Origin of the sequence: Microbacterium sp. CSI-V (genome assembly GCF_001984105.1) — a bacterium.
Lineage (GTDB): Bacteria > Actinomycetota > Actinomycetes > Actinomycetales > Microbacteriaceae > Microbacterium.
The window spans coordinates 119082-144111 of sequence record NZ_MTQM01000006.1; the positions used below are offsets into that span (position 1 = coordinate 119082).

The 25030-nt window shown below is 69.6% G+C and carries 23 protein-coding genes; 19 read left to right on the forward strand and 4 right to left on the reverse strand.

Going from position 1 to position 25030, the window contains the following annotated elements; translation table 11 throughout:
* The first annotated feature begins 31 nt into the window (after nucleotides 1–31).
* From treS to CSIV_RS03175, 5 genes are all read left to right on the forward strand, one after another.
* Entirely contained in the window at nucleotides 32–2338 is a 2307-nt protein-coding gene (gene treS, locus CSIV_RS03155) for a maltose alpha-D-glucosyltransferase (protein ID WP_077049969.1), read from the forward strand.
* 39 nt (nucleotides 2339–2377) lie between these two features.
* Nucleotides 2378–2932, forward strand: coding sequence for a GIY-YIG nuclease family protein (locus CSIV_RS03160; RefSeq protein ID WP_175627543.1), 555 nt, complete (start codon nucleotides 2378–2380; stop codon nucleotides 2930–2932).
* A 71-nt stretch (nucleotides 2933–3003) separates the two neighbouring features.
* The gene (locus CSIV_RS03165) at nucleotides 3004–3675 is read left to right on the forward strand and encodes a hypothetical protein (protein ID WP_077049971.1); all 672 of its coding nucleotides are present in this window, start codon (nucleotides 3004–3006) and stop codon (nucleotides 3673–3675) included.
* A 111-nt stretch (nucleotides 3676–3786) separates the two neighbouring features.
* Entirely contained in the window at nucleotides 3787–5418 is a 1632-nt protein-coding gene (locus CSIV_RS03170; protein ID WP_077049972.1) for a sensor histidine kinase, read from the forward strand.
* Nucleotides 5400–6563 (forward strand): GGDEF domain-containing protein, encoded by a 1164-nt coding sequence (locus tag CSIV_RS03175; RefSeq protein ID WP_077049973.1) that lies wholly within the window; start codon nucleotides 5400–5402, stop codon nucleotides 6561–6563. Before CSIV_RS03170 ends, CSIV_RS03175 begins: the two co-directional genes overlap by 19 nt.
* Before the next feature lie 11 nt (nucleotides 6564–6574).
* Here CSIV_RS03175 and CSIV_RS03180 read toward each other — a convergent pair whose 3' ends face one another.
* On the reverse strand, nucleotides 6575–6952 hold the full coding sequence (locus CSIV_RS03180; protein WP_077049974.1) for a response regulator transcription factor: 378 nt from the start codon (nucleotides 6950–6952) through the stop codon (nucleotides 6575–6577).
* A gap of 110 nt (nucleotides 6953–7062) precedes the next feature.
* Here CSIV_RS03180 and coaE point away from each other — a divergent pair, with 110 nt between their 5' ends.
* The 3 genes from coaE (at nucleotide 7063) to CSIV_RS03195 (ending at nucleotide 10332) form a co-directional block, all read left to right on the forward strand.
* A complete protein-coding gene (gene coaE, locus CSIV_RS03185) occupies nucleotides 7063–7662 on the forward strand; it encodes a dephospho-CoA kinase (protein ID WP_077049975.1) in 600 nt (199 codons plus the stop codon).
* 144 nt (nucleotides 7663–7806) lie between these two features.
* Entirely contained in the window at nucleotides 7807–9876 is a 2070-nt protein-coding gene (uvrB, locus tag CSIV_RS03190; RefSeq protein WP_077049976.1) for an excinuclease ABC subunit UvrB, read from the forward strand.
* A 33-nt stretch (nucleotides 9877–9909) separates the two neighbouring features.
* The gene (locus tag CSIV_RS03195) at nucleotides 9910–10332 is read left to right on the forward strand and encodes a VOC family protein (protein ID WP_077049977.1); all 423 of its coding nucleotides are present in this window, start codon (nucleotides 9910–9912) and stop codon (nucleotides 10330–10332) included.
* 112 nt (nucleotides 10333–10444) lie between these two features.
* Here CSIV_RS03195 and CSIV_RS03200 read toward each other — a convergent pair whose 3' ends face one another.
* The gene (locus CSIV_RS03200; RefSeq protein ID WP_077049978.1) at nucleotides 10445–10681 is read right to left on the reverse strand and encodes a hypothetical protein; all 237 of its coding nucleotides are present in this window, start codon (nucleotides 10679–10681) and stop codon (nucleotides 10445–10447) included.
* 34 nt (nucleotides 10682–10715) lie between these two features.
* On the opposite strand from CSIV_RS03200, the gene CSIV_RS03205 reads away from it, so the two are divergent.
* The 11 genes from CSIV_RS03205 (at nucleotide 10716) to CSIV_RS03255 (ending at nucleotide 22783) form a co-directional block, all read left to right on the forward strand.
* Nucleotides 10716–11150: a MarR family winged helix-turn-helix transcriptional regulator gene (locus tag CSIV_RS03205; protein WP_077049979.1), complete on the forward strand. Its 435-nt coding sequence runs from the start codon at nucleotides 10716–10718 to the stop codon at nucleotides 11148–11150.
* 147 nt (nucleotides 11151–11297) lie between these two features.
* The gene (gene uvrA / locus CSIV_RS03210) at nucleotides 11298–14237 is read left to right on the forward strand and encodes an excinuclease ABC subunit UvrA (protein WP_077049980.1); all 2940 of its coding nucleotides are present in this window, start codon (nucleotides 11298–11300) and stop codon (nucleotides 14235–14237) included.
* 3 nt (nucleotides 14238–14240) lie between these two features.
* The gene (gene uvrC / locus CSIV_RS03215; protein WP_175627544.1) at nucleotides 14241–16184 is read left to right on the forward strand and encodes an excinuclease ABC subunit UvrC; all 1944 of its coding nucleotides are present in this window, start codon (nucleotides 14241–14243) and stop codon (nucleotides 16182–16184) included.
* Nucleotides 16185–16211: 27 nt separating this feature from the next.
* On the forward strand, nucleotides 16212–17090 hold the full coding sequence (rapZ, locus tag CSIV_RS03220; protein WP_077049982.1) for an RNase adapter RapZ: 879 nt from the start codon (nucleotides 16212–16214) through the stop codon (nucleotides 17088–17090).
* An 84-nt stretch (nucleotides 17091–17174) separates the two neighbouring features.
* Nucleotides 17175–18152 (forward strand): DNA-binding protein WhiA, encoded by a 978-nt coding sequence (whiA, locus tag CSIV_RS03225; protein ID WP_077049983.1) that lies wholly within the window; start codon nucleotides 17175–17177, stop codon nucleotides 18150–18152.
* A 172-nt stretch (nucleotides 18153–18324) separates the two neighbouring features.
* The gene (locus CSIV_RS03230; protein WP_077049984.1) at nucleotides 18325–18951 is read left to right on the forward strand and encodes a superoxide dismutase; all 627 of its coding nucleotides are present in this window, start codon (nucleotides 18325–18327) and stop codon (nucleotides 18949–18951) included.
* A 104-nt stretch (nucleotides 18952–19055) separates the two neighbouring features.
* The gene (gap, locus tag CSIV_RS03235) at nucleotides 19056–20066 is read left to right on the forward strand and encodes a type I glyceraldehyde-3-phosphate dehydrogenase (protein ID WP_077049985.1); all 1011 of its coding nucleotides are present in this window, start codon (nucleotides 19056–19058) and stop codon (nucleotides 20064–20066) included.
* Between the two features lie 6 nt (nucleotides 20067–20072).
* Nucleotides 20073–21287, forward strand: coding sequence for a phosphoglycerate kinase (locus tag CSIV_RS03240; RefSeq protein WP_077049986.1), 1215 nt, complete (start codon nucleotides 20073–20075; stop codon nucleotides 21285–21287).
* Nucleotides 21278–22066, forward strand: coding sequence for a triose-phosphate isomerase (tpiA, locus tag CSIV_RS03245; RefSeq protein WP_077049987.1), 789 nt, complete (start codon nucleotides 21278–21280; stop codon nucleotides 22064–22066). Before CSIV_RS03240 ends, tpiA begins: the two co-directional genes overlap by 10 nt.
* A 113-nt stretch (nucleotides 22067–22179) precedes the next feature.
* Nucleotides 22180–22428, forward strand: coding sequence for a preprotein translocase subunit SecG (gene secG, locus CSIV_RS03250; protein ID WP_077049988.1), 249 nt, complete (start codon nucleotides 22180–22182; stop codon nucleotides 22426–22428).
* 1 nt (nucleotide 22429) lies between these two features.
* Nucleotides 22430–22783, forward strand: coding sequence for an RNA polymerase-binding protein RbpA (locus CSIV_RS03255; protein WP_063257886.1), 354 nt, complete (start codon nucleotides 22430–22432; stop codon nucleotides 22781–22783).
* A 12-nt stretch (nucleotides 22784–22795) separates the two neighbouring features.
* On the opposite strand, the gene CSIV_RS03260 is transcribed toward CSIV_RS03255, so the two are convergent.
* A complete protein-coding gene (locus tag CSIV_RS03260; RefSeq protein WP_077049989.1) occupies nucleotides 22796–23545 on the reverse strand; it encodes a hypothetical protein in 750 nt (249 codons plus the stop codon).
* Nucleotides 23542–24990 (reverse strand): polysaccharide deacetylase family protein, encoded by a 1449-nt coding sequence (locus tag CSIV_RS03265; RefSeq protein WP_077049990.1) that lies wholly within the window; start codon nucleotides 24988–24990, stop codon nucleotides 23542–23544. Before CSIV_RS03265 ends, CSIV_RS03260 begins: the two co-directional genes overlap by 4 nt.
* Nucleotides 24991–25030 lie beyond the last annotated feature (40 nt).

A 25030-nucleotide genomic window follows, 5' to 3' on the forward strand; every position in this document is an offset into this window, starting at 1 on the left:
CGTTCATGACGACTACCGTCGGTACGACGACATGAGGAGGTCGCGAGTGGACGACGCCGACGAGCTGACGACAGCACGGACGCCGGAGGACGGTATCGACAGCAGCGCCACGGGCGACGATGCCGGGGAGCCGGTCGCTGAGATCAGCTACGACGAACAGCGCTACCCGGCCCGCCCTCGACGTCTGCGTCCGCGCGAGCAGTTCCGGGGTGGCACGCTGCGGCGCTTCCTCACGGATCCCCGCAATGCGAACGGCGCGAATCCGTCGTACGTCGAATGGCTCGTGCGGCAGTCGATGCTGAAGGATGCCGACGTTCTGAGCCGACAGTTGTCGGGTCAGCCCTCGATGTGGCGGAACCCCTATGCGCGCCCCGACGCGCGTCGCGCGATCGAGTCCACCGACGTGTGGTTCACGGCCTACCCGATCTCGCTCATGGCGCGCCCGGGGGAGTCCTTCCTCGACGCTCTGGGCGATGAGGCGCTGTGGGAGGCCTTTGAGTGGGTCGGGATCAACGGCATCCACACCGGTCCGGTCAAGCGCGCGGGTGGAATCAGCGGGTGGCAGGAGACGCCCAGCGTCGATGGTCACTTCGACCGCATCAGCACGCAGATCGACCCGGAGTTCGGTGACGAGAACGCCTTCCGTCGTATCGCCGACATGGCCGATGCGCACGGCGGAAGCGTGATCGACGACATCGTGCCGGGACACACCGGCAAGGGCGCCGACTTCCGGCTGGCGGAGATGGCCTACAAGGACTACCCCGGGATCTACCACATGGTCGAGATCCCGCGCGAGGACTGGGGGCTCCTGCCCGAGGTGCCCGCGGGCCGCGACTCGGTCAACCTCGACGCCGAGACGGAGCGCGAGCTCAGCGCCCGCGGATACATCATCGGCGAGCTCCAGCGCGTCATCTTCTTCACTCCCGGGGTCAAGGAGACGAACTGGAGTGCCACCGCACCCGTCGTCGGCACGGACGGACTCGAGCGCCGCTGGGTGTACCTCCACTACTTCAAGGAGGGGCAGCCCTCGATCAACTGGCTGGATCCCACCTTCGCCGGTATGCGCCTGGTGATCGGTGACGCGCTCCACTCGCTGGGCGATCTCGGCACGAGCGCGTTGCGCCTGGACGCGAACGGGTTCCTCGGCGTCGAGAAGAGCGCAGAGGGGCTGCCGGCGTGGTCGGAGGGCCATCCGCTCTCGCACGCCGCGAACCACATCATCGCGGGCATGGTGCGCAAGGTCGGCGGCTTCACGTTCCAGGAGCTGAACCTGACGATGGAGGACATCCGGGACACCGGGGCCGTCGGGGCCGATCTGTCGTACGACTTCGTGACGCGCCCCGGGTACCACCACGCCCTCGCGACGGCGAACACCGAGTTCCTGCGGCTCGCGCTCACGACGGCGCTCGAGACCGGCGTCGAGCCCGTGCAACTGGTCCACGGCATGCAGAACCACGACGAGCTGACGTACGAGCTGGTGCACTGGGCCACGACGCACCGCGACACCGTCTACCCGTTCCGCCACGGCGAGTCGACCGGCGGGGAGATCGCGGAGACCGTGCGGGCCGAACTCACGCAGGCCCTGACCGTCGACGCCGACTACAACCTCGTCTTCACGCAGAACGGCATCGCCTGCACGACGGCGTCCCTGATCGCCGCGACGCAGGGCAAGGCCACCCTGGACGACATCACCGAGGCCGACGTCCCCGCGATCCGCGACGCTCACCTGCTGCTCGCGAAGTACAACTCGTGGCAGCCCGGTGTCTTCGCGCTCTCGGGGTGGGACCTCACCGGGTCGCTCACCGTTCCCGCCGAAGAGGTGCGTCACCTGATCTCCTCCGGTGACACCCGGTGGATCGAGCGCGGAGCCCACGATCTTCTCGACGTGGCACCCGACGCGTCCACTTCCGCCTCGGGGATGCCGCGCGCGCGGTCGCTCTACGGATCGCTCGCCCGGCAGCAGGCCGATCCCGACTCCTTCCTCGCCGGTCTCCGCGACATCCTGCGGATCCGCAGTGAGAACGAGATCGCCGTGGCCTCCCAGGTCGACATCCCGCAGGTCGGGCACCCCAGCATGCTCGTGATGGTGCACCGGCTGGACGGCGGCGACCGCCGCCTCGAGGATGCGCCGCTGCAGATCACCGTGCTCAACTTCTCCGGCGAGAGCATCGAGGGAACCGTGCGTTCGGAGTGGCTCGTTCCTCAGAGCACCGCCGTGGATGCCGCGACGGGCGACGTCGTCGGCCGGGTCGATGAGCTGCAGAGCTTCGCACTCGAGCTGGGCCCGTACGCCGGGCTCTTTCTCCGGCTGCAGGGGCCCGACGCCGCGGAGGACTAGCGGACGGTCGTGTCGGAGGTCGTGCGTACGCTTCGGCGTGTGAACGAATCGGTCCGATGTCTCGTGCCCGGATGCGGCGACGCCGTCGCGCCGGACGCGCCGCTCGGTCTGTGCGGTGAGCACCTGATGACCGCGGCGGAGTGGGTCGGCCGCCGTGACGGCGTCGCCGATGTCCTGCCCACGCCGTGTCTCCTCTGCGGCTCACGGTTGGGTGTCCGCTGGCCGAGCGGCTGGCTGTGCGCCGTGTGCGAATGGCGGCACGGCGAGCCCGTGGACGGCGAGCTGCCCCCGCCCCGCATCGACGTGGTCTACTACCTGCGTTTCCGTGATCGCGTGAAGATCGGTACGAGCGCCCGGCCGCGGCAGCGACTGCGGGCGATCCGTCACGACGAGCTCCTCGCATTCGAACGGGGCGACCGGTCGGTGGAGCGGCGGCGCCATGCGCAGTTCGCCGCCGAGCGGTTCGGCGGATCGGAGTGGTTCGCCCGTACCGACGTCCTCGACGCCCACATCGCCGCCCTCTCCGACGGCGTGGACGATCCCTGGGACCTGTTCGCGCGGTGGACGAGCGAGGCCTTCGCGCGGCAGGGCTGACCGGCCGCGCGTCACAGGGGACTCAAAGCCCGCGGTCCTAGCGTGATGTCCCCAGCCACAGGGAGGCACTCATGGGTTTCCTCGATCGACTCTTCGGCGGCGGCGAGGATCAGCGTCGCCCGTCGTCGATCCCGACGCCGTCGGCATCCGGGTCCGCGAGCGGTACCCGCGACGCCGAGGGGCGCTACGCCCCGCCGCCCCCGCCCGGCGCCGCCGGCCCGGCATCCGACCCGGCGGGCGACGACGCACAGGCGCTGGAGCGGTATCGCTACCTCCTGCGGACGGCGCCGCCCGAAACCGTCGAGCAGGTTCACGCCGAGGCGTTCGCCCGGCTGACGCCCGGCCAGAGGCAGCAGGTCCTGCACGAGCTCTCTTCCGGGCTCCCGGCGTCGGAACGGCCGGTCGGCGACGACCCGGCCTCGCTGGCCCGCGCGGCGACACGGGCGGAGTACACGCGTCCGGGGTTCATGGAGCGCACGTTCGGCGGACGCTCCTTCGGTGGCGGTGGGGGAGCACCGGGGTTCGGATCTATGCTCGGCGCCTCGATGCTCGGAACGATCGGCGGCTACGTGATCGGGTCCGCGCTGGTCGGAGCGTTGTTCGACCCGGGATACGCCGCCGGCTTCGAGGACGGGGTGGCGGCCGACAGCGGCGATGCGGCATCCTTCGACGATCCGGGTGCATCCGACGTCGGGGGATTCGGGGATTTCGGCGGGGATTTCGGCGGAGACTTCGGATTCTGACGCCGCAGCCGCGGGCCGTCCCGCCGCGCGCTCGGGGGCGGAGGGTCGACTCCTCCCGCGTGCCGCGTGGGGATCGCGCGTGCGGGGGTCCTGCGCGCTAGGGTCGAGGCCATGTCCGGCCCGTCGCCGAGCGAGCGGCTCGGTCTCCACCGCAGCCTGCTGACCAGTCAGCTGCTGCAGGCGGCCGCCACGGTACTCGCGGCCGTGGCGACACTCGTCCTCGGGCAGATCGAGGACGTGACGCTGTTCGTGGCGGGTGCCGGGATGATCTTCGTGTGCGCGGGGATCGTCGTCCTCTCGCCCCGGGACGATCTGCCGTCGTGGCTGATCCTCGTCGCTCCGGTCGTCGACGTCGCCGCGATCGGGCTCATGCGCCAGAGCGCCCCGGTTGCGGGCATCGGACTGCTGTGGGCCTTCCCGGCCATCTGGATCGGCTCGGCCTTCGGGGTGCGCGGGGTCGTGGGCGTGACGGCGACCGTGTCGGCCATCATCGCCTATCAGACATTCGACGGGTCGCAGCGCGTCGCGGCGTCGACCTTCGTGCTCCCGTTCACGCTCGCCGCGCTGGCGACGATGTCGCACTTCGCAGCCAAGCGGACCCGTGCGCAGCGAGCCCTGCTCGAGAAGCAGTCGGCGGAGCTGCGGCGTTCGCTCGAGCGGTCCCGTCGGCAGGAGGACCTGGTCACCGAAGTGCTCGACGCGGTCGACTTCGGCGTCATCCGCATCACCGCGGAGGGCGAGTACTCGGTGAGCAACGAGGCGCACGCACGGCTGCAGGCCGGAGCGGGATCGCTCGGCCCCGCGCCGGCGGTGTACGCCGCAGACGGCATCACCCCGCTCGTCGCGAGCGAGACGCCGTTCGCGCGCGCTCGCGCCGGGGAGGCATTCGAGGGGGAGCTCGTCTGGTTCGGGATGCCGGGCGACGACCGCCGCGCTCTGAACGTGACGGCGCGGCACCTCCCCGCGCGCGACGGCGTCGGCGCGGGCACCGTCGTCGTCTCGCGCGATGTGACGGCCGAGGAACTGGCGCTCCGAGCCCGCGAGGACCTGGTGGCGAGCGTCTCGCACGAGCTGCGCACGCCCCTCACCTCGATCATCGGCTACCTCGAACTCGCCCTCGACGACGATGCCCTGGCGGGCGCGACGCGTGAGCAACTGGAGATCGCCGAGCGCAACGCCACGCGTCTTCGCGAACTGGTGGCCGACATCCTCGCGATGTCGGCGGCCTCCCGGCACGGGGTCGGGTTCGCGCTCGAACCGGCCGCGACCGACGTCGCCGACATCGTCGCGAGTGCCGTCACCTCGGTGGCGCCGCGCGCGGCGGCGCACGGCATCCGGGTCGACGCCTCCGGTGTGCGTTCCTGCCCGGCCGTCGTCGACGCGCACCGTCTGCGGCAAGTCGTCGACAACCTCCTGTCCAACGCCGTGAAGTACAACACCAGCGGCGGGGTCGTGCTCGTCTCCGTCGCGCGCGAGGCCGACACCGTCCTCATCACGGTCGCCGACGACGGGCCCGGAATCTCGCCGAGCGAGCAGGGGCGCATCTTCGAGCGCTTCTTCCGCGCGGACACCGTGCGCAACTCCAGCGTCCACGGCAGCGGCCTGGGCCTGGCGATCAGCCGGGACATCGCGCGTGCCCACGGCGGCGACATCACGATGACGACCGAGCCCGGGGCAGGGTCGGTCTTCACCGTGCATCTGCCGCAGAAGGAAGGAGCGGCGTCATGGTCTTCGACGTCCTGAGCCTGCAGACGGCCTCGTCCCTCGTCATCCTGGTGTCGGCCGTGCTGTACCTGCTCGACACCCTCATGCTGCGCGACGCTCTCCCGGGGCGGCTCTGGGCGACGGCCTTCCTCGCCGGGGTCTTCTCCGCGGTGTGCTACCTGGTGTGGGTCTCGGTGCCCGGGGCTTTCGTCGCCCTCGCCCTCGGCAACGGGGCGTTCGTCGCGGCGACGGCGTTCATCTGGCTGGGCAGTGTGGCCTTCAACGGGCGACCGCTGCGGATCCCGCTCATCATCACCGCGGTCGGTCTCGCCGTCGTCGTGGTGCTCGCCCTCGTCGACGGGCCTTCGGCGGGCGACTGGGCGGGAGCGGTGGCCCTGTTCCTCGCCAATGCGCTGTTCGCCGTGCTCGGGGCGATCGAGACGCGACGCGGCGCCATCGGACGACGATGGAGCGCGGCGGCTCTGACGACGATCCTGGCCATCGAGGCCGCCTGGTTCTTCGTCCGCACGATCGTGTTCGTGTCCCAGGGCCCGGACAGCCCGGTATTCCTGACCTACTTCGGTACCAGCGTCTCCGCCTTCCTCACGATGTCCCTCGTGGTGGCCGCCGTCGTGGTCACCTCCGTCCTGCGCACGAGCGAATCCGCCCTGCGCGGCAACCCCGAGACGCGACAGCTCATCGTCGACCGCAACGGAGTCCTGCTCCGCGAGTCGTTCGGTGCGGTCCTCACCATCCTCGTGGCGCGCGCCCGAGCAGCCGGAGAAGACCTGTGCGTCATCGGCATCCGGGTGGACGATCTGCGGCGGGTGGCCACCGCCTTCGGTCCCGAAGAGGCGGAGGAGATGGCGCGGGCGTTCCGCGCGTCCGTGCGGCGGCACGCCCCGACGATGGCACTCGTGGGGGAGACGGACGCGACCGGCCTCGCGGTCGCCTTCTCGACGGCGGGGGCCACCGACCATCGACGGATCGTCCGTGTGCTTCACGAGCGGCTCGTCGCCGACCTCTCGGACCTCGGGACCTCCGTCGTGCCGGTGGTGGGGATCGGCGTGGCGCTCGCCTCTGTCGACGGCGCGGACGGTCCGATCCTCGTCGACCGAGCGGATGCGAACGCGAGCCACGCCGCGTCGACGGGCGAGCAGCCCTTCGGCCTCGCGACCGACTGAGGGCGGGGCGATCAGTCCTCGTCGTCCGCGGACACGAGGGCGTGCACACGGGCGCGGAGCTCACGAGGGCGGAACGGCTTCGTGAGGTAGTCGTCGGCGCCGGCCTCGCGCGCGAGCCGTTCTTCCGTGGCATCCACTCGGGCGCTCACCATGAGGATGCGCGTCGTGCTGAACTCCCGGATGCGCCGAGCCGTCTCGAAACCGTCGAGTCCGGGCATGCTGACATCGAGCGTGGTGACCGCGGGGTCGGTGCGCCGGACCGTCTCGATGCCGGTGAGACCGTCGACGGCGGTGTGCACGACGAAGCCCACCGGTTCGAGGGTCGCCGTGAGCAGCGAGCGGATGTCGACGTCGTCCTCGATGACGACCACGACGTTCGGATTCGGCATGATGACACTCTCGCCAACCGGTCGGAGGGCGCGGATGCGGCCTTGATCGAATGGTAGACCACCCCGGATGGCACCGGACCCGGGCCTGGCGGCTGTGGCATCCTCGAGGAGTGACCCTCCTCGCGCTGACCGGCGGAATCGCGTCCGGAAAGTCCACGATCTCCCGGATGCTCGCCGAGAAGGGCGCGGTGATCGTGGATGCGGATGCGATCGTCCGCGAGGTGCAGGCGCCCGGTTCGCCGGTGCTCGCCGCGATCGCCGCAGAGTTCGGACCCGAGGTGCTGCGGCCCGATGGATCGCTCGACCGGCCCGCGCTGGGAGCACGGGTCTTCGGTCATCCCGAGCGGCTCGCCGCGCTGAACGCGCTGGTGCACCCCGCGGTGCGGGAGGAGTCGCAGCGGCGATTCCGTGCGGCGCTCTCCGCCGATCCCGGCGCCCTGGTCGTCTACGACGTCCCGCTCCTCGCGGAATCCCGCGGGACCGGCGAATGGGACCTCGTCGTCGTGGCCCACGCTCCGGCCGAGCTGCGCGTGCGGCGGCTCGTCGATCAGCGCGGGCTCTCCGAGGCGGAGGCCCGCGCCCGGGTCGCGGCCCAGGCCGGCGACGACGAACGATTGGCGCTCGCGAACGTCGTGATCGACACGGCCGGCGACATGGATGCCACGCGACGCCAGATCGACGAACTGTGGGACCGCGTCTCGCGGGACTGAGCCGTCACGGTCCCGCCCCCGGGCGGCGATCCCTTCGGAGAGTCGACGAACGCGTCGCCGGGCGTCGGTCCGTCGACCATTCCGCTCGCGCATGGCGAACAGCGTGCCGCCCCCGATGTCGGAGGCCCCGCCTACGCTGGAATCATGCAGGCCACGCGTTCCGTCCGCCCCTTCGAGGTCATCAGCGAGTACTCCCCGTCCGGTGATCAGCCGCAGGCGATCGCCGACCTGGCCGCGCGGATCAACGCCGGCGAGACCGACGTCGTGCTGCTCGGCGCCACCGGTACCGGAAAGTCGGCGACGACCGCCTGGCTCGTCGAGGCCGTCCAGCGCCCGACGCTCGTCCTGGCCCACAACAAGACGCTCGCGGCCCAGCTCGCCAACGAGTTCCGCGAACTCATGCCCAACAACGCCGTCGAGTACTTCGTCTCGTACTACGACTACTACCAGCCGGAGGCGTACGTCCCGCAGACCGATACGTTCATCGAGAAGGACTCCTCGATCAACGCGGAGGTCGAGCGTCTTCGCCACTCGACGACGAACTCCCTGCTGTCGCGTCGCGACGTCGTCGTGGTGTCCACGGTGTCCTGCATCTACGGCCTCGGCGCGCCCGAGGAGTACCTGCGGGCCATGGTCGCGCTGCAGGTGGGGGAGCGGTACGACCGCGACGCTCTGATCCGCAAGTTCATCGCGATGCAGTACAACCGCAACGACGTCGATTTCTCGCGCGGCAACTTCCGCGTCCGCGGCGACACGATCGAGATCATCCCGGTGTACGAGGAGTACGCGATCCGCATCGAGATGTTCGGTGACGAGATCGAGGCGCTGTACATGCTGCATCCGCTGACGGGCGACGTGGTGCAGAAGATGGACTCCGTGCCGATCTTCCCCGCCTCTCACTACGTCGCCGGGACCGACACCGTGCAGCGCGCGATCGGCACCATCGAGCACGAGCTGGCCGAACGGCTCAAGGAACTCGAGTCGCAGAACAAGCTCCTCGAGGCGCAGCGGCTGCGGATGCGCACCACGTTCGACCTCGAGATGCTGCAGCAGCTGGGCTTCTGCTCGGGCATCGAGAACTACTCGCGGCACCTCGACGGGCGCAATCCGGGAGATCCGCCGCACACGCTGCTGGACTTCTTCCCCGACGACTTCCTGCTCGTCATCGACGAGTCTCACGTGACCGTCCCGCAGATCGGGGCGATGTACGAGGGCGATGCGTCCCGCAAGCGGACGCTCGTCGAGCACGGCTTCCGTCTGCCGAGCGCGATGGACAACCGCCCGCTGCGCTGGGACGAGTTCAAGAACCGCATCGGGCAGACGGTGTACCTGTCGGCGACGCCCGGGCGCTACGAGATGGGCATCGCCGACGGCGTGGTCGAGCAGATCATCCGCCCGACCGGCCTCGTCGACCCCGAGATCGTCGTGAAGCCCTCGAAGGGACAGATCGACGACCTGCTCGAGCAGATCCGCGTGCGCGTCGAACGCGACGAGCGCGTCCTGGTGACGACACTGACCAAGAAGATGGCGGAGGAGCTCACCGACTTCCTGGGGGAGCACGGTGTGCGCGTGCGGTACCTGCACTCCGACGTCGACACCCTTCGGCGCGTGGAACTGCTCACGGAACTCCGCGCCGGGGTGTACGACGTGCTCGTCGGCATCAACCTGCTGCGCGAGGGTCTGGACCTGCCCGAGGTGTCTCTCGTCGCGATCCTGGATGCCGACAAGGAAGGGTTCCTGCGCAGCGGGACCTCCCTCATCCAGACGATCGGTCGCGCCGCCCGCAACGTGTCGGGCGAGGTGCACATGTACGCCGACAAGATGACCGACTCGATGCGGAACGCCATCGAGGAGACCGAGCGACGCCGGGAGAAGCAGATCGCCTACAACACGGCGAACGGCATCGACCCGCAGCCGCTGCGGAAGAAGATCGCCGACATCACCGAGGTGCTCGCACGCGAGGCCTCCGACACCCGGAGCCTGCTGTCCCGCAACGACAAGGCGGGGAAGGGCAAGTCGCCGACACCGCAGCTGCGTCGCACCGGGATCGCCGCCGAAGGCGCCGATCAGCTGGAGTCGACGATCGCCGACCTCACCCAGCAGATGCTCGCGGCTGCGGGCGAGCTGAAGTTCGAGCTCGCGGGACGCCTGCGCGATGAGGTGCAGGACCTGAAGAAGGAGCTCCGCGCGATGGAGCGCGCCGGACACGCCTGAGCGGCCGACGGCGGGGAGCGACGGGACGCGATCATGGAGCAGAGGATCTCGCTGATCACCCTCGGCGTCGCCGATCTTCGGCGATCGGTCGCCTTCTACGAGCGCCTCGGCTGGCAGCGGTCGCCGAGTTCGGTCGAAGGGGAGGTCGCCTTCTTCGATCTGGGGGGCATGGTCCTCGGGTTGTGGTCGCGGGAGACGCTCGCGGCCGACTCGACCGTGACCGACGGGCGCGGATGGGGCGGCGTGACCCTGGCTCACAACGTGCGCGAGCCCGACGAGGTGGATGCCGTCCTGGCGGAGGCCGTTGCTGCCGGTGCGGCGCTCGGCCGGCCGGGGGCCCCGACGGAGTGGGGCGGTTACTCGGGCGTCTTCGTCGATCCGGACGGTCATCCGTGGGAGATCGCGGTCAACCCGGGGTGGCCCCTCGATTCCGATGGACGACCGCGGCTGCCGTGACGCGACATCGAGCCCGGTGACGAACGCGGCCCCACGGCCGCCCAGCCGTCACGGGCAGTGCAGGAGCGGCTTCAGGCCCCGGGGTCAACACAGCCCCACGGCCGCGCAGCCGTCACGGGCAGTGCAGGAGCGGCTTCACGCCCGACCGGTCGACGCTGTGCTCGGACATCGGGTGACCGCACAGGGGGCACGGGCGTCCGGTGCGCACCGGTTCGGGTGTCGTCTCGTACGGGCCGACCGATGCGGGTCCGGCGACGCGGATCAGGCGTGTGTTGATGTACTGGTACCACCCGCCGGCGGCCCGCACGCGTTCGCGCAGCGGGGGCCGGTCGGCATCCTTTTGTGCCATGATCATTAGTGTACTAAGTATTTGAGGAGGGTGCGTGGACGATCCGCTGCGCTTGGAGAATCAGGTGTGCTTCGCGCTCGTCACCGCCGCGCGCAACGTGGTGTCGATCTACCGTCCCGTGCTCGAACCGCTGGGGCTCACTCATCCGCAGTACCTCGTGATGCTGGCGTTGTGGGAGCAGGCGCCCCGGTCGCTGAGCGCCCTCGCCGGCGAGCTCGCGATGGAGCCCGCCACCCTCTCGCCCCTGGTCAAGCGACTCGAAGCGCAGGGGCGGGTGAGGCGCACGCGGCGCGTCGACGACGAGCGCGTCCTGGACATCGACCTCACCGCCGACGGTCGCGCGCTGCGCGAACGGGCGATCGAGGTGCCCGCGCGGATCATGGAGCGCGTCGGCATCGACGAGCGCGCGCTCATCGCACTGCGTGACGGCCTCGCACCGTTCGCGGGGAGATTCGACCCGAACGGCTGAGTCCCCGGATCCCGATTCGGCCCGAGCGGGCGAGGGCGCGTCCGCGAGGAAGCCTCGGCCCGCGTGACGCGGACCCGCACCCTCGCACACATGTGCGCCGGAGGCGAACCCGGGACCGATGTCGGAGGGGGAACCTAGACTTGACGAGTGCCCATCGTTCCTGTCTTGTCTCCCGGAAACACCAGCGGAAAGCTCAGTGTTCGCGGCGCCCGCGTCCACAACCTGAAGAACGTCGACCTCGACATTCCGCGTGATTCGCTCGTGGTCTTCACCGGCCTCTCGGGGTCGGGGAAGTCGAGCCTGGCGTTCGACACGATCTTCGCCGAGGGCCAGCGCCGCTACGTCGAATCGCTGAGCGCGTACGCGCGTCAGTTCCTGGGCCAGGTCGACCGTCCGGACGTCGATTTCATCGAGGGCTTGAGCCCGGCGGTCTCGATCGACCAGAAGTCGACCAACCGCAACCCCCGCTCGACCGTGGGCACGATCACCGAGATCCACGACTACATGCGTCTGCTCTGGGCGCGTATCGGCGTGCCGCACTGCCCCGACTGCGGCGCCCCCATCCAGCGTCAGACGGTGCAGCAGATCGCCGATCAGCTCATGGAGCTGCCCGAGCGGACCCGCTACCAGATCGTCGCGCCGGTGGTGACGCAGAAGAAGGGCGAGTTCGTCGACCTCTTCAAGGAGCTCAGCGCGAAGGGGTACGCGCGCGCCGTCGTCGACGGTGAGCTGGTGCAGCTCGCCGAGCCGCCGACGCTGAAGAAGAGCTACAAGCACGACATCGCCGTGGTGGTCGACCGTCTCGTGGCCTCGGGCGACATCCTCAGCCGCGTCACCGACTCCGTGGAGACGGCCCTCGGACTCGCCGGCGGCATCATGCAGGTGAACTTCGTCGACGAAGAGGGGGATGCCGCCTGGCAGTCGTTCTCCGAGAAGCTCGCGTGCCCCAACGGACACCCGCTGCAGCTGACCGAGATCGAGCCGCGGACCTTCTCGTTCAACGCACCGTTCGGCGCCTGCCCGGTGTGCTCGGGCCTCGGTACCCGCATGTCGGTCGATGTCGACCTCATGCTCGGCGACGAAGAACTCTCGATCCGCGACGGCGCGATCCTGCCGTGGACGACGCAGGGCAAGGGCCTCTTCCAGTACTACGAGCGGCTGCTCGAGGGTCTTGCGCGCGACCTGGACTTCTCGCTCGACACGCCGTGGCGCGACCTCTCGAAGGACGTCCAGGACGCGGTGCTCCGCGGTGAGAACTACAAGGTCACCGTCAAGTGGAAGAACCGGTACGGGCGCGAGATGCGGTACTCCTCCGGTTTCGAGGGCGTCGTGCCCTACATCGAGCGTCAGTACCTCCAGGCCGAATCCGACGCGCAACGCCAGCGCTGGTCGGAGTACCTGCGCGAGGTGCCGTGCGCCGTGTGCGACGGCGACCGGCTGAAGCCCGAGGTGCTGGCCGTCCTCGTCGACGGGACCTCGATCGCCGCGGCATCCCGCCTGAGTCTCGCGGACGCGCGCGAGTTCTTCACGAAGCTCACGCTCACCGACCGCGAGGCGACCATCGCCGCGGCCGTCCTGCGCGAGATCCGCGCGCGCTTGGACTTCCTGCTGCAGGTCGGGCTCAACTACCTCAGCCTCGGCCGCGCCGCCGGCACGCTCTCGGGCGGCGAGGCGCAGCGCATCCGTCTCGCGACGCAGATCGGGTCCGGCCTGACCGGCGTGCTGTACGTGCTGGACGAGCCGTCGATCGGTTTGCACCAGCGCGACAACCGCCGTCTGATCCAGACCCTCGAGACCCTGCGCGACCTCGGCAACACCCTCATCGTGGTCGAGCACGACGAAGAGACCATCCACGCGGCCGACTGGGTCGTCGACATCGGACCCCGCGCGGGCGTCGACGGCGGCAACGTGGTGCACTCCGGTCCGCTCGCCCAGCTCCTCGACGACGACCGGTCGCTGACCGGCGCGTACCTCTCGGGTCGGCGGTCGATCGAAGCGCCGAAGAAGCGGCGCAAGATCGACAAGAAGCGTCAGGTCACCGTCGTCGGCGCGCGCGAGAACAACCTGCAGAACGTGACCGTCGACTTCCCGCTGGGGGTGCTGACGGCCGTGACGGGCGTCAGCGGTTCGGGGAAGTCCACGCTGGTCAACGGCATCCTGTACGAAGTCCTCGCGTCCAAGCTCAACGGCGCACGCCGCGTGCCGGGCAAGCACACGCGCGTCACGGGTCTCGACAACCTCGACAAGGTCGTGCACGTCGACCAGGCCCCGATCGGCCGCACGCCGCGCTCGAACCCGGCGACCTACACCGGTGTGTTCGACCGCATCCGGACGCTGTTCAGCGAGACGCCCGAAGCGAAGGTGCGCGGCTACCAGGCCGGGCGATTCAGCTTCAACGTCAAGGGCGGCCGCTGCGAGGCGTGCTCGGGCGACGGCACGCTCAAGATCGAGATGAACTTCCTCCCCGACGTCTACGTCGACTGCGAGGTGTGCCACGGCAAGCGGTACAACCGCGACACGCTGTCGGTGCACTACAAGGGCAAGAACATCGCCGAGGTGCTCGAGATGCCGATCTCCGAGGCGGCGGAGTTCTTCGAGCCGATCCAGGCGATCCACCGGTACCTCAAGACGCTCGTGGACGTGGGGCTGGGGTACGTGCGTCTGGGCCAGTCGGCGACGACGCTGTCGGGCGGCGAGGCGCAGCGCGTCAAGCTCGCGACCGAGCTCCAGCGGCGCAGCAACGGCCGTTCGATCTACGTGCTCGACGAGCCGACGACGGGTCTGCACTTCGAGGACGTCTCGCTGCTGCTGAAGGTGCTCAACGGCCTGGTCGACAAGGGCAACACCGTGATCGTCATCGAGCACAACCTCGACGTCATCAAGAGCTCGGACTGGGTCATCGACCTCGGCCCCGAGGGCGGTGCCGGTGGTGGAACGATCGTCGCGACCGGAACGCCCGAGCAGGTCGCGGCGGTGTCGGGGAGCCACACGGGAGCCTTCCTCGCGGAACTCCTCGAGACCGGTCGCACCGGCACGCAGCGCAACACCGCCGAGCGCGAGCCGGAACTGGCCCGCGCGGGAGCCTGAGCCGTGGCATCCCGAGAGCGGGTGTCGCACCTGCCCTATCGTCCCAAGGCGGGGGAGATCCCCACCAATCCGGGGGTCTACCGCTTCCGGGATGCCGAAGGGCGGGTGCTCTACGTCGGCAAGGCCAAGAACCTCCGCGCGCGGCTGTCGAACTACTTCGCTCCGCTGTACTCGCTGCACGAGCGCACCCGCCGGATGGTGACGACCGCGGCCTCGGTCGAGTGGACCGTCGTCCCCAGCGACGTCGACTCGCTGCAGCTCGAGTACATGTGGATCAAGGAGTTCGATCCGCCGTTCAACGTCCGCTACCGCGACGACAAGTCGTACCCGTTCATGGCGATCACCCTCGCCGACGAAGCCCCCCGCGTGATCGTCACGCGCAACCCCAAGATCCGTGGGGCCAAGTACTTCGGGCCGTACCCGAAGGTCTGGGCGGTGCACGACACGATCGATCTCATGATCAAGGTCTTTCCGATCCGCACGTGCAGCGATGCGTCGTACAAGAAGGCGATGCAGTCGGGTCGGCCGTGCTTCCCGGGGCAGATCGGGCGCTGCGGCGGGCCGTGCTCGATGAAGGTCACGATCGAGGAGCACCGCGCGATCGTCGACGATTTCGTCGCGTTCATGTCGGGCGGCGATCAGAGGTTCACCAAGGCGCTCACGGCTCGCATGATGGAGGCCTCGGCCGCCATGGACTACGAGGCGGCGGCCCGCTACCGCGACAGGCTGCAGGCCATCGACGCCGTCCTCGGCAAGAGCGCCCTGGTCCTGCCGGCCGACACGGATGCCGACCTGTTCGGCATCGCCGAGGACGAGCTCGCGGCGACCGTGCAGCACTTCGTCGTGCGCGGGGGCCGTGTCCGGGGGGTGCGGGCGACCACGATCGAGAAGGAGATCGACATCTCCGGCGCGGATCTGGTCGACCAGGTGCTGCAGCGCACGTACGGGGACGCGGCGCCCGCCGACATCCCCCGGCAGGTGCTGGTGCCCGAGCTGCCCGACGACGCCGATCAACTCGAGGCGTGGCTGCGCGACCGACGGGGTCGGCCGGTGTCGCTGCAGGTCGCGCAGCGGGGGTCGAAGGCCGACCTGCTGAAGACTGCGACGCTCAACGCGCAGCAGGCGCTCATGCTCCACAAGACGCGCCGCACCAGCGACTACGTCGCGCGCTCGCAGGCCCTCACCGACCTGCAGGAGGCCCTCGGACTCGCGGAGGCGCCCCTGCGCATCGAGTGCTACGACGTCTCGCACCTCTCGGGCACCAACGTCGTGGCATCCATGGTGGTCTTCGAGGACGGGCTGCCGCGCAAGGACCAGTACCGCTCGTTCGGCGTCGCCGAGACCACCGATGACACCGACTCGATGTACCAGGTGCTCACACGCCGGCTGGCCCACCTCGACAGGCCCGAGGACGACGAACGCGAAACCCTGGGCGGCGCGATCGTCGCGGATGCCGAGAGCCCGGAGGCGACGGCCGACGGCGAGGTCGTGACCACGCGCAAGCGCCCGCGTTTCGCCTACCGCCCGCAGCTGCTCGTCGTCGACGGCGGTCAGCCGCAGGTCGCGGCCGCCGCACGCGCCTTGGCGGACGCGGGCCACGAGGAGATCGCGCTGTGCGGCATCGCGAAGCGGCTCGAGGAGGTGTGGCTGCCGGGGGAGGATTACCCGGTCATCCTCCCGCGCACGTCGGAGGCGCTGTACCTGCTGCAGCGGCTCCGCGACGAAGCCCACCGGTTCGCGATCACGCACCAGCGCAAGCGTCGCAAGCGCGACATCTCGAGCGTGCTCACGGAGGTCCCGGGCCTCGGCGACGCGCGCATCAAGGCGCTGCTGCGGCACTTCGGTTCGGTGACGGCGCTGAAGAACGCGTCGCCCGACGAGATCATGGAGCTGCCCGGCATCGGTCCGACCCTCGCCGAGGCCATTCACACCCGCTTGGCTCGGTAGGCTGGAACCCCGACGAAAGGGCGAATCATGCAGGCGGCACGGGGTGCGCCCGGCGAGGTGCTCATCGTCACCGGGATGTCGGGGGCCGGTCGTTCCACGGTCGCCAACGCCCTGGAGGATCTCGACTGGTACGTCGTCGACAATCTCCCGCCGCGGATGCTGCGTCCGCTCCTCGACCTCACCGAGCGCGCGGGCGGAGCGGTACCGAGGGTGGCGGTCGTCGTGGACGTCCGAGGGCGTTCGCTGTTCGGCGACCTGCCCGAGGCCATGCGGTCTTTGCAGGCCGACGGGCAGGTGCGCGTGGTCTTCCTGGATGCCTCCGACGCGGTGCTCGTACGCCGGTTCGAGGCCGTGCGGCGTCCGCACCCGCTGCAGGGGGACGGCACGATCCTCGACGGCATCCGTCGCGAGCGCGAGCGATTGACCCCGTTGCGCGAAGCGGCCGACGTCGTGATCGACACCTCGACGTACAACGTGCATCAGCTCTCGATCCGCACGGTCGAGCTGTTCGGTGAAGAGGGGGCCGCCCGCCACACCGTGACACTGATGAGCTTCGGCTTCAAGTACGGACTGCCCACCGACGTCGACCTCGTCGCCGACATGCGGTTCCTCCCGAACCCGTTCTGGAACGAGGAGCTGCGGCCGCTGACCGGCGAGGATCCGTCCGTGCGGGAATACGTGCTCGGTCAGGAGGGCGCGCGGGAGTTCCTCGACGCCTACGCGGCGGCGCTGCGGCCCGTCCTCGCGGGGTACGAGCGCGAGAACAAGCGGCATTCGGTCGTCGCGGTCGGCTGCACCGGCGGCAAGCACCGCTCGGTCGTGATGGCCCGCGAACTGGCCGCGCGCCTCGGCGAGCTGCCCGGCGTCGCGGTCCGTGTGACTCACCGCGACCTCGGCCGCGAGTAGGCTGTACCCTCGTCCCCGCCGCTTCGATAGCCTCACCCCGTGCTGTCCTGAGCGTTGCCCCATCGTCCTGAACCGAGGAGAACCGTGCCGCTGACCGCCGACGTGAAGGCCGAGCTGATCACCGTACGCGACCCGCGTCCGACGGCGCGCGTCGCCGAGCTCACGGCGATCCTGCGCTTCTCGGGTGGCCTGCACTCGATCGCGAACCGCGTGGCGGTCGAGGCCGAGCTGGACTCCGACGTCCTCGCCCGCCGCGTCGCCCGCGACCTCATGGAGCTCTACGGCGTGCGCCCCGAGCTGCACCACGTGCAGGGCTCCGGAGGGCGCACCGGCGGCCACTTCGCCGTTCGCGTCATCGAGGCCGGCGAGACCCTCGCGCGCCAGACCGGACTTCTCGATCAGCGTCGCCGTCCGGTGCGGGGCCTCCCCAACAAGCTCACCACCGGGTCGCGCCCCGACCTCAGCGCCATCTGGCGCGGCGCGTTCCTCGCGAGCGGTTCGCTCAGCGACCCGGGCCGTTCCGCGGCCCTGGAGATCTCGTGCCCCTCGTCGGAGGCGGCCATGGCGCTCGTCGGCGCCGGCCACCGCATCGGCATCCCGGCGAAGGCCCGCGAGGTGCGCGGTGTGCCCCGCGTCGTCGTGCGCGACGGCGAGGCGATCCGCGGCGCCCTGTACGAGATGGGTGCCCGCCGCACCGCGGGGGAGTGGGACCAGATGCGCCAGCGCCGCGAGGTGCGCGCGGGCGTGAACCGCCTGGTCAACTTCGACGACGCCAACCTCCGCCGGTCCGCCCAGGCCGCGGTGGCCGCGTGCGCCCGTGTCGAGCGCGCGCTCGAGATCCTCGGCGACGAGGTGCCGGATCACCTGCAGCAGGCCGGCGAGCTGCGCCTGGCGCACCGCGACGCGAGCCTCGACGAGCTCGGCCACCACGCCGATCCGCCGCTGACGAAGGACGCCGTCGCCGGACGCATCCGCCGCCTCTTGGCGATGGCCGACAAGAAGGCCGAGGCCGAGGGCATCCCCGGCACCGAGTCCGCGGTGCCGGTCGGCGCCGACGACTAGCCCGCACGAGCCCCATCACGAACGGATGCCATGGTTTATGGCATCCGTTTTCGTTATCCCTCGTCATTCGGGGAAGCAACCCCGTGGTCCGTGCGTTGCCGCTCAGTAGGATGAACACGTCACCCTCGCTGCGCCGAGGCTTCGGTGCAGCGCCGATTCGGAAGTAGAGAACATGGCGAAGTACACGCTGCCCGAACTGCCCTACGACTACTCCGCGCTGGAGCCGCACATCAGCGCGACCATCATGGAGCTGCACCACAGCAAGCACCACCAGACGTACGTCAACGGCGCGAACACCACGCTCGACCTCCTCGCCGAGGCGCGCGAGAAGGGCGATTTCGCGAACATCAACCGCCTGCAGAAGGACCTCGCGTTCAACCTCGGCGGCCACACGAACCACTCGATCTTCTGGACGAACCTCTCGCCCAACGGCGGCGACAAGCCCACCGGCGACCTCGAGGCCGCGATCGACGACCAGTTCGGGTCGTTCGACGCCTTCCGTGGCCAGTTCACCGCCGCGGCGCTCGGCGTGCAGGGCTCGGGCTGGGCCGGCCTGTTCTGGGACTCGATCGGTCAGAACCTGATCATCCAGCAGTTCTTCGACCAGCAGGGCCAGATCGTCGCGGGCACCGTCCCGCTGCTGCTCCTGGACGTCTGGGAGCACGCGTACTACCTCGACTACAAGAACGTCCGCGCGGACTACGTGAAGGCGTTCTGGAACATCGCCAACTGGGCCGATGCGCAGGAGCGTTTCGCGGCCGCCCGTGAGAAGACCACGGGTCTGCTGGTACTGTCGTAAACGGCGTGGGCGTCCCGACGGGACACCCCGTCGGGACGCCGTTGTCCGCCAGCGAACACCGCAATCACGCGCTTCTCGCGCACAACTGATTCAGGAGATATTCCGTGACCGTCAAGATCGGAATCAACGGCTTCGGCCGTATCGGACGCAACTACCTCCGCGCGGCTCTCGCGCAGGGTGCTGACCTGGAAATCGTGGCGGTGAACGACCTCACCGACAACAAGACGCTCGCGCACCTGCTGAAGTACGACTCCGTCGGCGGCGTGCTGTCCGAGGACGTCTCGTACACCGAAGACTCCATCACCGTCGGCGACAAGACCATCAAGGTCTTCGAAGAGCGCGACCCCGCGAACCTCCCCTGGGGCGAGCTCGGCGTCGACATCGTCATCGAGTCGACCGGCCGCTTCACCAAGGCCGAGGACGCCAAGAAGCACGTCGCGGGTGGTGCCAAGAAGGTGCTCATCTCGGCTCCCGCCACGGGGGACGACGCCACGATCGTCATGGGCGTCAACGAAGAGACGTACAACCCCGAGACCGACGTCATCATCTCGAACGCGTCGTGCACCACGAACTGCCTCGCCCCGCTGGCGAAGGTCTTCAACGACGCCTTCGGCATCGAGCGCGGCTTCATGATGACCGCACACGCGTACACCGCCGACCAGAACCTGCAGGACGGCCCGCACGGCGACCTGCGTCGTGCGCGCGGCGCCGCGATCAACATCGTGCCCGCCTCCACCGGTGCCGCCAAGGCCATCGGCCTGGTCCTGCCCGAGCTGAACGGCAAGCTCAGCGGCTCGTCGTACCGCGTGCCGGTTCCCACCGGCTCGATCGTCGACCTCACGATCGTCACCCCCACCGAGGGCCTGACCGTCGACCAGATCAACGCGGTCTACAAGCAGGCCGCCGCCGAGGGTCGCCTCGCCGGCATCCTCGAGTACACCGAGGACCCGATCGTCTCCAGCGACATCCAGGGCAACCCGCACTCGTCGATCTTCGACGCCGAGCTGACCAACGTGTCCGGCAACCTCGTCAAGGTCTCGTCCTGGTACGACAACGAGTGGGGCTACTCCAACCGTCTCGTCGACCTGACCGAGTACGTCGCCGAGCGTCTCTGACCCTCCATGGCTCTGCGCACCCTCGAAACGCTGGGGTCGCTGGCCGGCACGCGCGTCATCGTCCGTTGTGACCTGAACGTCCCCCTGAAGGACGGCGTCATCACGGACGATGGCCGCGTGCGCGCGTCGCTGCCGACTCTCAACGCCCTGATCAACGCCGGCGCCCGCGTCGTCGTGTGCTCGCACCTGGGCCGTCCCGACGGGTCGCCCGACCCGAAGTACTCGCTCGAGCCGGTCGCGCAGCGCCTGTCCGAGCTCCTCGGTCAGCCGGTCGCGTTCGCGCGCGACACGGTCGGCGAGTCCGCCCGCGAGGCCGTCGCCTCGCTCGAGGACGGCGACGTCGCGGTCATCGAGAACCTCCGCTTCAACGCGGGGGAGACCTCGAAGGACGAGGCCGAGCGGCAGGAGTTCGCGCGGAACCTCGCCGAGCTCGGCGACGCCCTCGTCTCCGACGGCTTCGGTGTGGTGCACCGCAAGCAGGCCAGCGTCTACGACCTGGCGCAGATCGTGCCGTCGGCGGCCGGCCTGCTCATCCAGAAGGAGCTCGAGGTCCTCGACCGCCTGACCGAGAACCCCGAACGGCCCTACACGGTCGTCCTCGGCGGCTCGAAGGTCAGCGACAAGCTCGGGGTCATCGAGCACCTGCTCCCGCGCGTGGACAAGCTCCTCGTCGGTGGCGGGATGATGTTCACGTTCCTGGCGGCCGAGGGGAACAAGGTCGGCTCGAGCCTGCTCGAGCAGGACCAGATCGACACCGTGAAGGGCTACCTCGCCACGGCGAAGGAGCGCGGCGTCGAGATCGTCCTCCCCGTGGATGCCGTCGTCGCGGCGTCCTTCTCCGCCGACGCGGAGCACGTCGTCGCGGATGCCGTGGCGCTCGAGGACACCCCGTTCGGTGCCTCGGGTCTGGGCTTGGACATCGGTCCTCGCACGGCGGACCTGTTCGCCGAGGCCATCCGCGATTCGCGCACCGTCTTCTGGAACGGCCCCATGGGCGTGTTCGAGATGGCCGCGTTCGCCGCGGGCACCAAGACCGTCGCGAAGGCGCTCACCGAGGTCGACGGCCTCAGCGTCGTCGGCGGTGGCGATTCGGCGGCCGCCGTACGTCAGCTCGGCTTCACGGACGACCAGTTCGGCCACATCTCCACCGGTGGTGGGGCCAGCCTGGAGTTCCTCGAAGGCAAGAAGCTCCCCGGACTGGAGGTCCTCGGATGGTCCTGAACCGCACCCCCCTCATCGCGGGCAACTGGAAGATGAATCTCGACCACCTGCAGGCGGTCGCGTTCGTCCAGAAGCTGCACTGGACGCTGAAGGATGCGAAGCACGAGAGCGGCAGCGTGGAGGTGGCGGTCTTCCCGCCCTTCACCGACCTGCGCACCGTGCAGACGCTTCTCGACGCCGACAAGATCGAGTTCGCCCTCGGCGGTCAGGACCTCTCGGCCCATGACTCCGGCGCGTACACGGGCGAGATCTCGGGTCAGTTCCTCGCCAAGCTCGACGCGCGCTACGTGATCATCGGTCACTCGGAGCGCCGGCAGTTCCACCACGAGACCGACGAGGTCGTCGCGGCCAAGACCCAGGCGGCGCTCCGCCACGGCCTGGTCCCGGTCATCTGCGTCGGTGAGACCTCCGAAGACCTCGAGAAGTTCGGCGCCAGCGCCGTTCCCGTGGGTCAGCTCGAGGTCGCGCTCGAGGGCGTGGCATCCGATGCCGACATCGTCGTGGCGTACGAACCGGTCTGGGCCATCGGCTCCGGCCAGGCCGCCACGCCCGACCAGGCGCAGGAGGTCTGCGCGAAGCTGCGTGCCGTCGTGGCCGACAAGCTCGGTGCCGATGCGGCAGCGCGCACGCGCATCCTCTACGGCGGTTCGGTGAAGTCGGGCAACATCGCCGGCTTCATGCGCGAGCCCGACGTCGACGGTGCGCTGGTGGGCGGCGCGAGCCTCGTCGTGGACGAGTTCGCGGCGATCATCCGCTACCAGAAGCACGTCGGAGTCTGACCGACACGGGATGCCCGCGGCCTCGCGCCGCGGGCATCCCGTGTGTCCGGCCGCCTCCCCGTATACTTGACGCTTGTGCGGTCCGATCCGACCGCCGCGAAAGGCTTTCGACAGTGCAGATTCTCGAGTTCGTCCTGCAGGTGTTCCTGGGCGTGACCAGCCTCCTGCTGACCCTGCTCATCCTGCTCCACAAGGGACGTGGAGGCGGCCTCTCCGACATGTTCGGCGGCGGCATGAGCTCGGCTCTCGGCTCGTCGGGCCTCGCCGAACGCAACCTCAACCGATTCACGATCGTCCTGGCCCTGGTGTGGTTCATCACCATCGTCGGTCTCGGTCTCCTCACCAAGTTCGCGGAGCTCTGACATGGCCACTGGCGGCAACGCCATCCGCGGCACGCGCGTCGGCGCGGGCCCGATGGGAGAACAGGACCACGGCTTCCACGCCGATCGCGTCGCGGTCTCGTACTGGGACGCCCTCGGCAACGAGACCGTCCGCTACTTCGCGGCGGGCATCCCCGACGACGAGATCCCCGAGACGATCGACTCTCCGCACTCCGGTCTTCCCGCCGGCCGCGACAAGAACAACCCGCCGGCCCTGGCCAAGACCGAGCCCTACAAGACGCACCTGGCCTACGTGAAGGAGCGCCGTACCGACGAGGAAGCGGCGTCGCTCCTCGACGACGCGCTGCAGCAGCTGCGCGAGCGCCGGGGCCAGTAAGACCTTCCGTTCTCACCGGACCGGGCTGGTCGTCACGATCCTGGTCCACGGTCCGTCCGGGACGTCGTCCTCGTCGACGAACGCCCAGTCGACGCGGTCGTCTTCGCCGTCGAGCTCGCGGAAGCCCAGGCAACCGTTGAGCGCGGGGGAGACATCGAGACCGGCGCCGTTGAACCGCGTGTTGTCCGGACGACGATCGTCGGAGCCGAAGACGTAGGCGGCGTCGCGGTACTCGCCGGGACCGGCGTCTTGGATCTGGCCGTAGCACAGCCGGTCGCCCTTGCGCAGCACCACCCAACGGTTCTTCATCAGGCTGACCGTCGGGTCGGCGACGTCGGCGGCGTACGGCGCCTCCGAAGCCCACGGGATCACTTTCCCGCGCTCGGCGAAGCCCACGTCGTCGTTGACGTCGTCGTACGGCAGATCGAGGTAGAAGGGGTTCTCGAGGGGCGTCATCCGCGTCGGGAAGTACCCGTTCTCCGCCGTGCGCGGTTCCGTGCGGCACTGCGTGCCCTCGGACACCCCGTCGCAGCCCCCGTACGACGCCAGCCATCGCGAGTCGTAGGTCGACAGACGCTGGCTGCCGTCGGACGCGCTCGGGTCGAACACCTCGCCGACCCAGAAGGTCGTCGCCACGATGTCGGTGTGCCACGGGTACCCGGTGTCGGGAAGCGGAGCGGGCGCGGTCGCGGGCGCGCATGCCACGACGCCGGCGGCGACGAGCACCCCGAGGGCACCCGCCGCCGCCGCGCGGCGTGTCATCCGGTGACGTCGCTCTCGGTGGGCTGGAAGAGCTCGACCGGACCCTGGGGCGGCGTCGTCGTGTCGGGGGCGACGCGGCTGACGCCGGCGACCGGGGAGAGGGGTGGCGCCCCGGCGCTGTCGTAGAGCGCGAGGTCGTCCGTGCGCAGCGTCCCGTTGCCGAAGATCGTCAGCGCGAAGCTGATCCCGTTGTACCCGTCCGGGATCGCCGGCGTCGTCCAGTCGGCCTCGGTCCAGTCGGTCGCCGAGGCGTACCAGGGGCTCGAGGTCCAGTACGACCATGCCCCCGCGGTCGAGCGCAGATACACGGCGAACTGCGTCACGCCGCTGGCGCGGTACCACTCGCGGAGCGTGTACGTGCGGCCCGGCGTCACCGTCGGAGCGCACTGGCCCAGATCGAACTGCGGGAGCAGCTTCGCGTCGCCGTCGACGTACCCGGTCATGGTGATCCCGCTCGAGATGGCGCCGCCGTGCGCGGGCGATCCCGTCTCGAAGGCGGGGGTGTTGGTGCCCCAGCCGCCGCGCATCCAGCAGTCCGGCGCCCCCTGCTCCATGCCGGGGTTCACGATGCCGTTGGTCGAACCGGTCGGGGCGGGCACCGACGGCCCGTCGACGAGCGGCTTGGTCGTCCCGCCGATGACGCTGCCGATCGTCTTGACGACGGTTCCGGCAGCCTGCCGCGTCTTCAGCCACGAGACGAACTGCGAGAACACGGTCGGGGTGATGGCAAGATCGCTGCACGCGTCGGCGCAGATGTCGTGGAACGTGTACTGCACCCAGCCGCCGCCGTTCTTCTCGGCGTTGGTGACCCCCTGCTTGAGATCGTCGAGCGTCCAGGTCGCATCGACCTGGTCGAGCGCCTTGAGGGCGAACGGAGCCGCGGGCTTGGTCGATTCGGCGTACGCGCAGTCCGGGCACCCGAAGCGACTGCGGATGTCTCCCAGCAGCCGGGCGCTGTTGTAGCCGCAGTCGGCCGCGGCCTTCTCGACGTCGGGAGTGCTGGAGGCGAACGGGTACGCGAAACTGCGGACCGTGAAGCCCCACGACGTCAGGTTCTTCCGGTCGGTGCAGATCTGCCGCTTCGCCTCGTCGACGCTCACCTGCGCGAGATCGGGGTGGTTCACCGTGTGGCCGCCGATCTCGTGCCCCGCACTCGCGAGGTTCGTCAGGTCGGCGCGGGTCATATGTCCGGCCGCGCCGATGAAGCCTGACGGGACGTAGAACGTCGCCTTCATCCCGTTCGCCTTCAGCGCCGGCAGAGCGTTCAGTTGGTTGGCGTTGGCGTCGTCGAACGTGAGACTCACGACCGTGCGCGTGGCCGCCTGAGCGGGGGACGGCGCGACGGCGACGAGACCGGCGAGAGGGATCGCCGCGAGGGCGACGGCGGCGATCGTGAGACGCAGGCGACGCCGTCGTCGGTTCGGAGTGGGGGGAGCGGGGACCATGCGGGCGGCCTTTCTCGGGAGGGGAAGCCGAGCCGGGGGC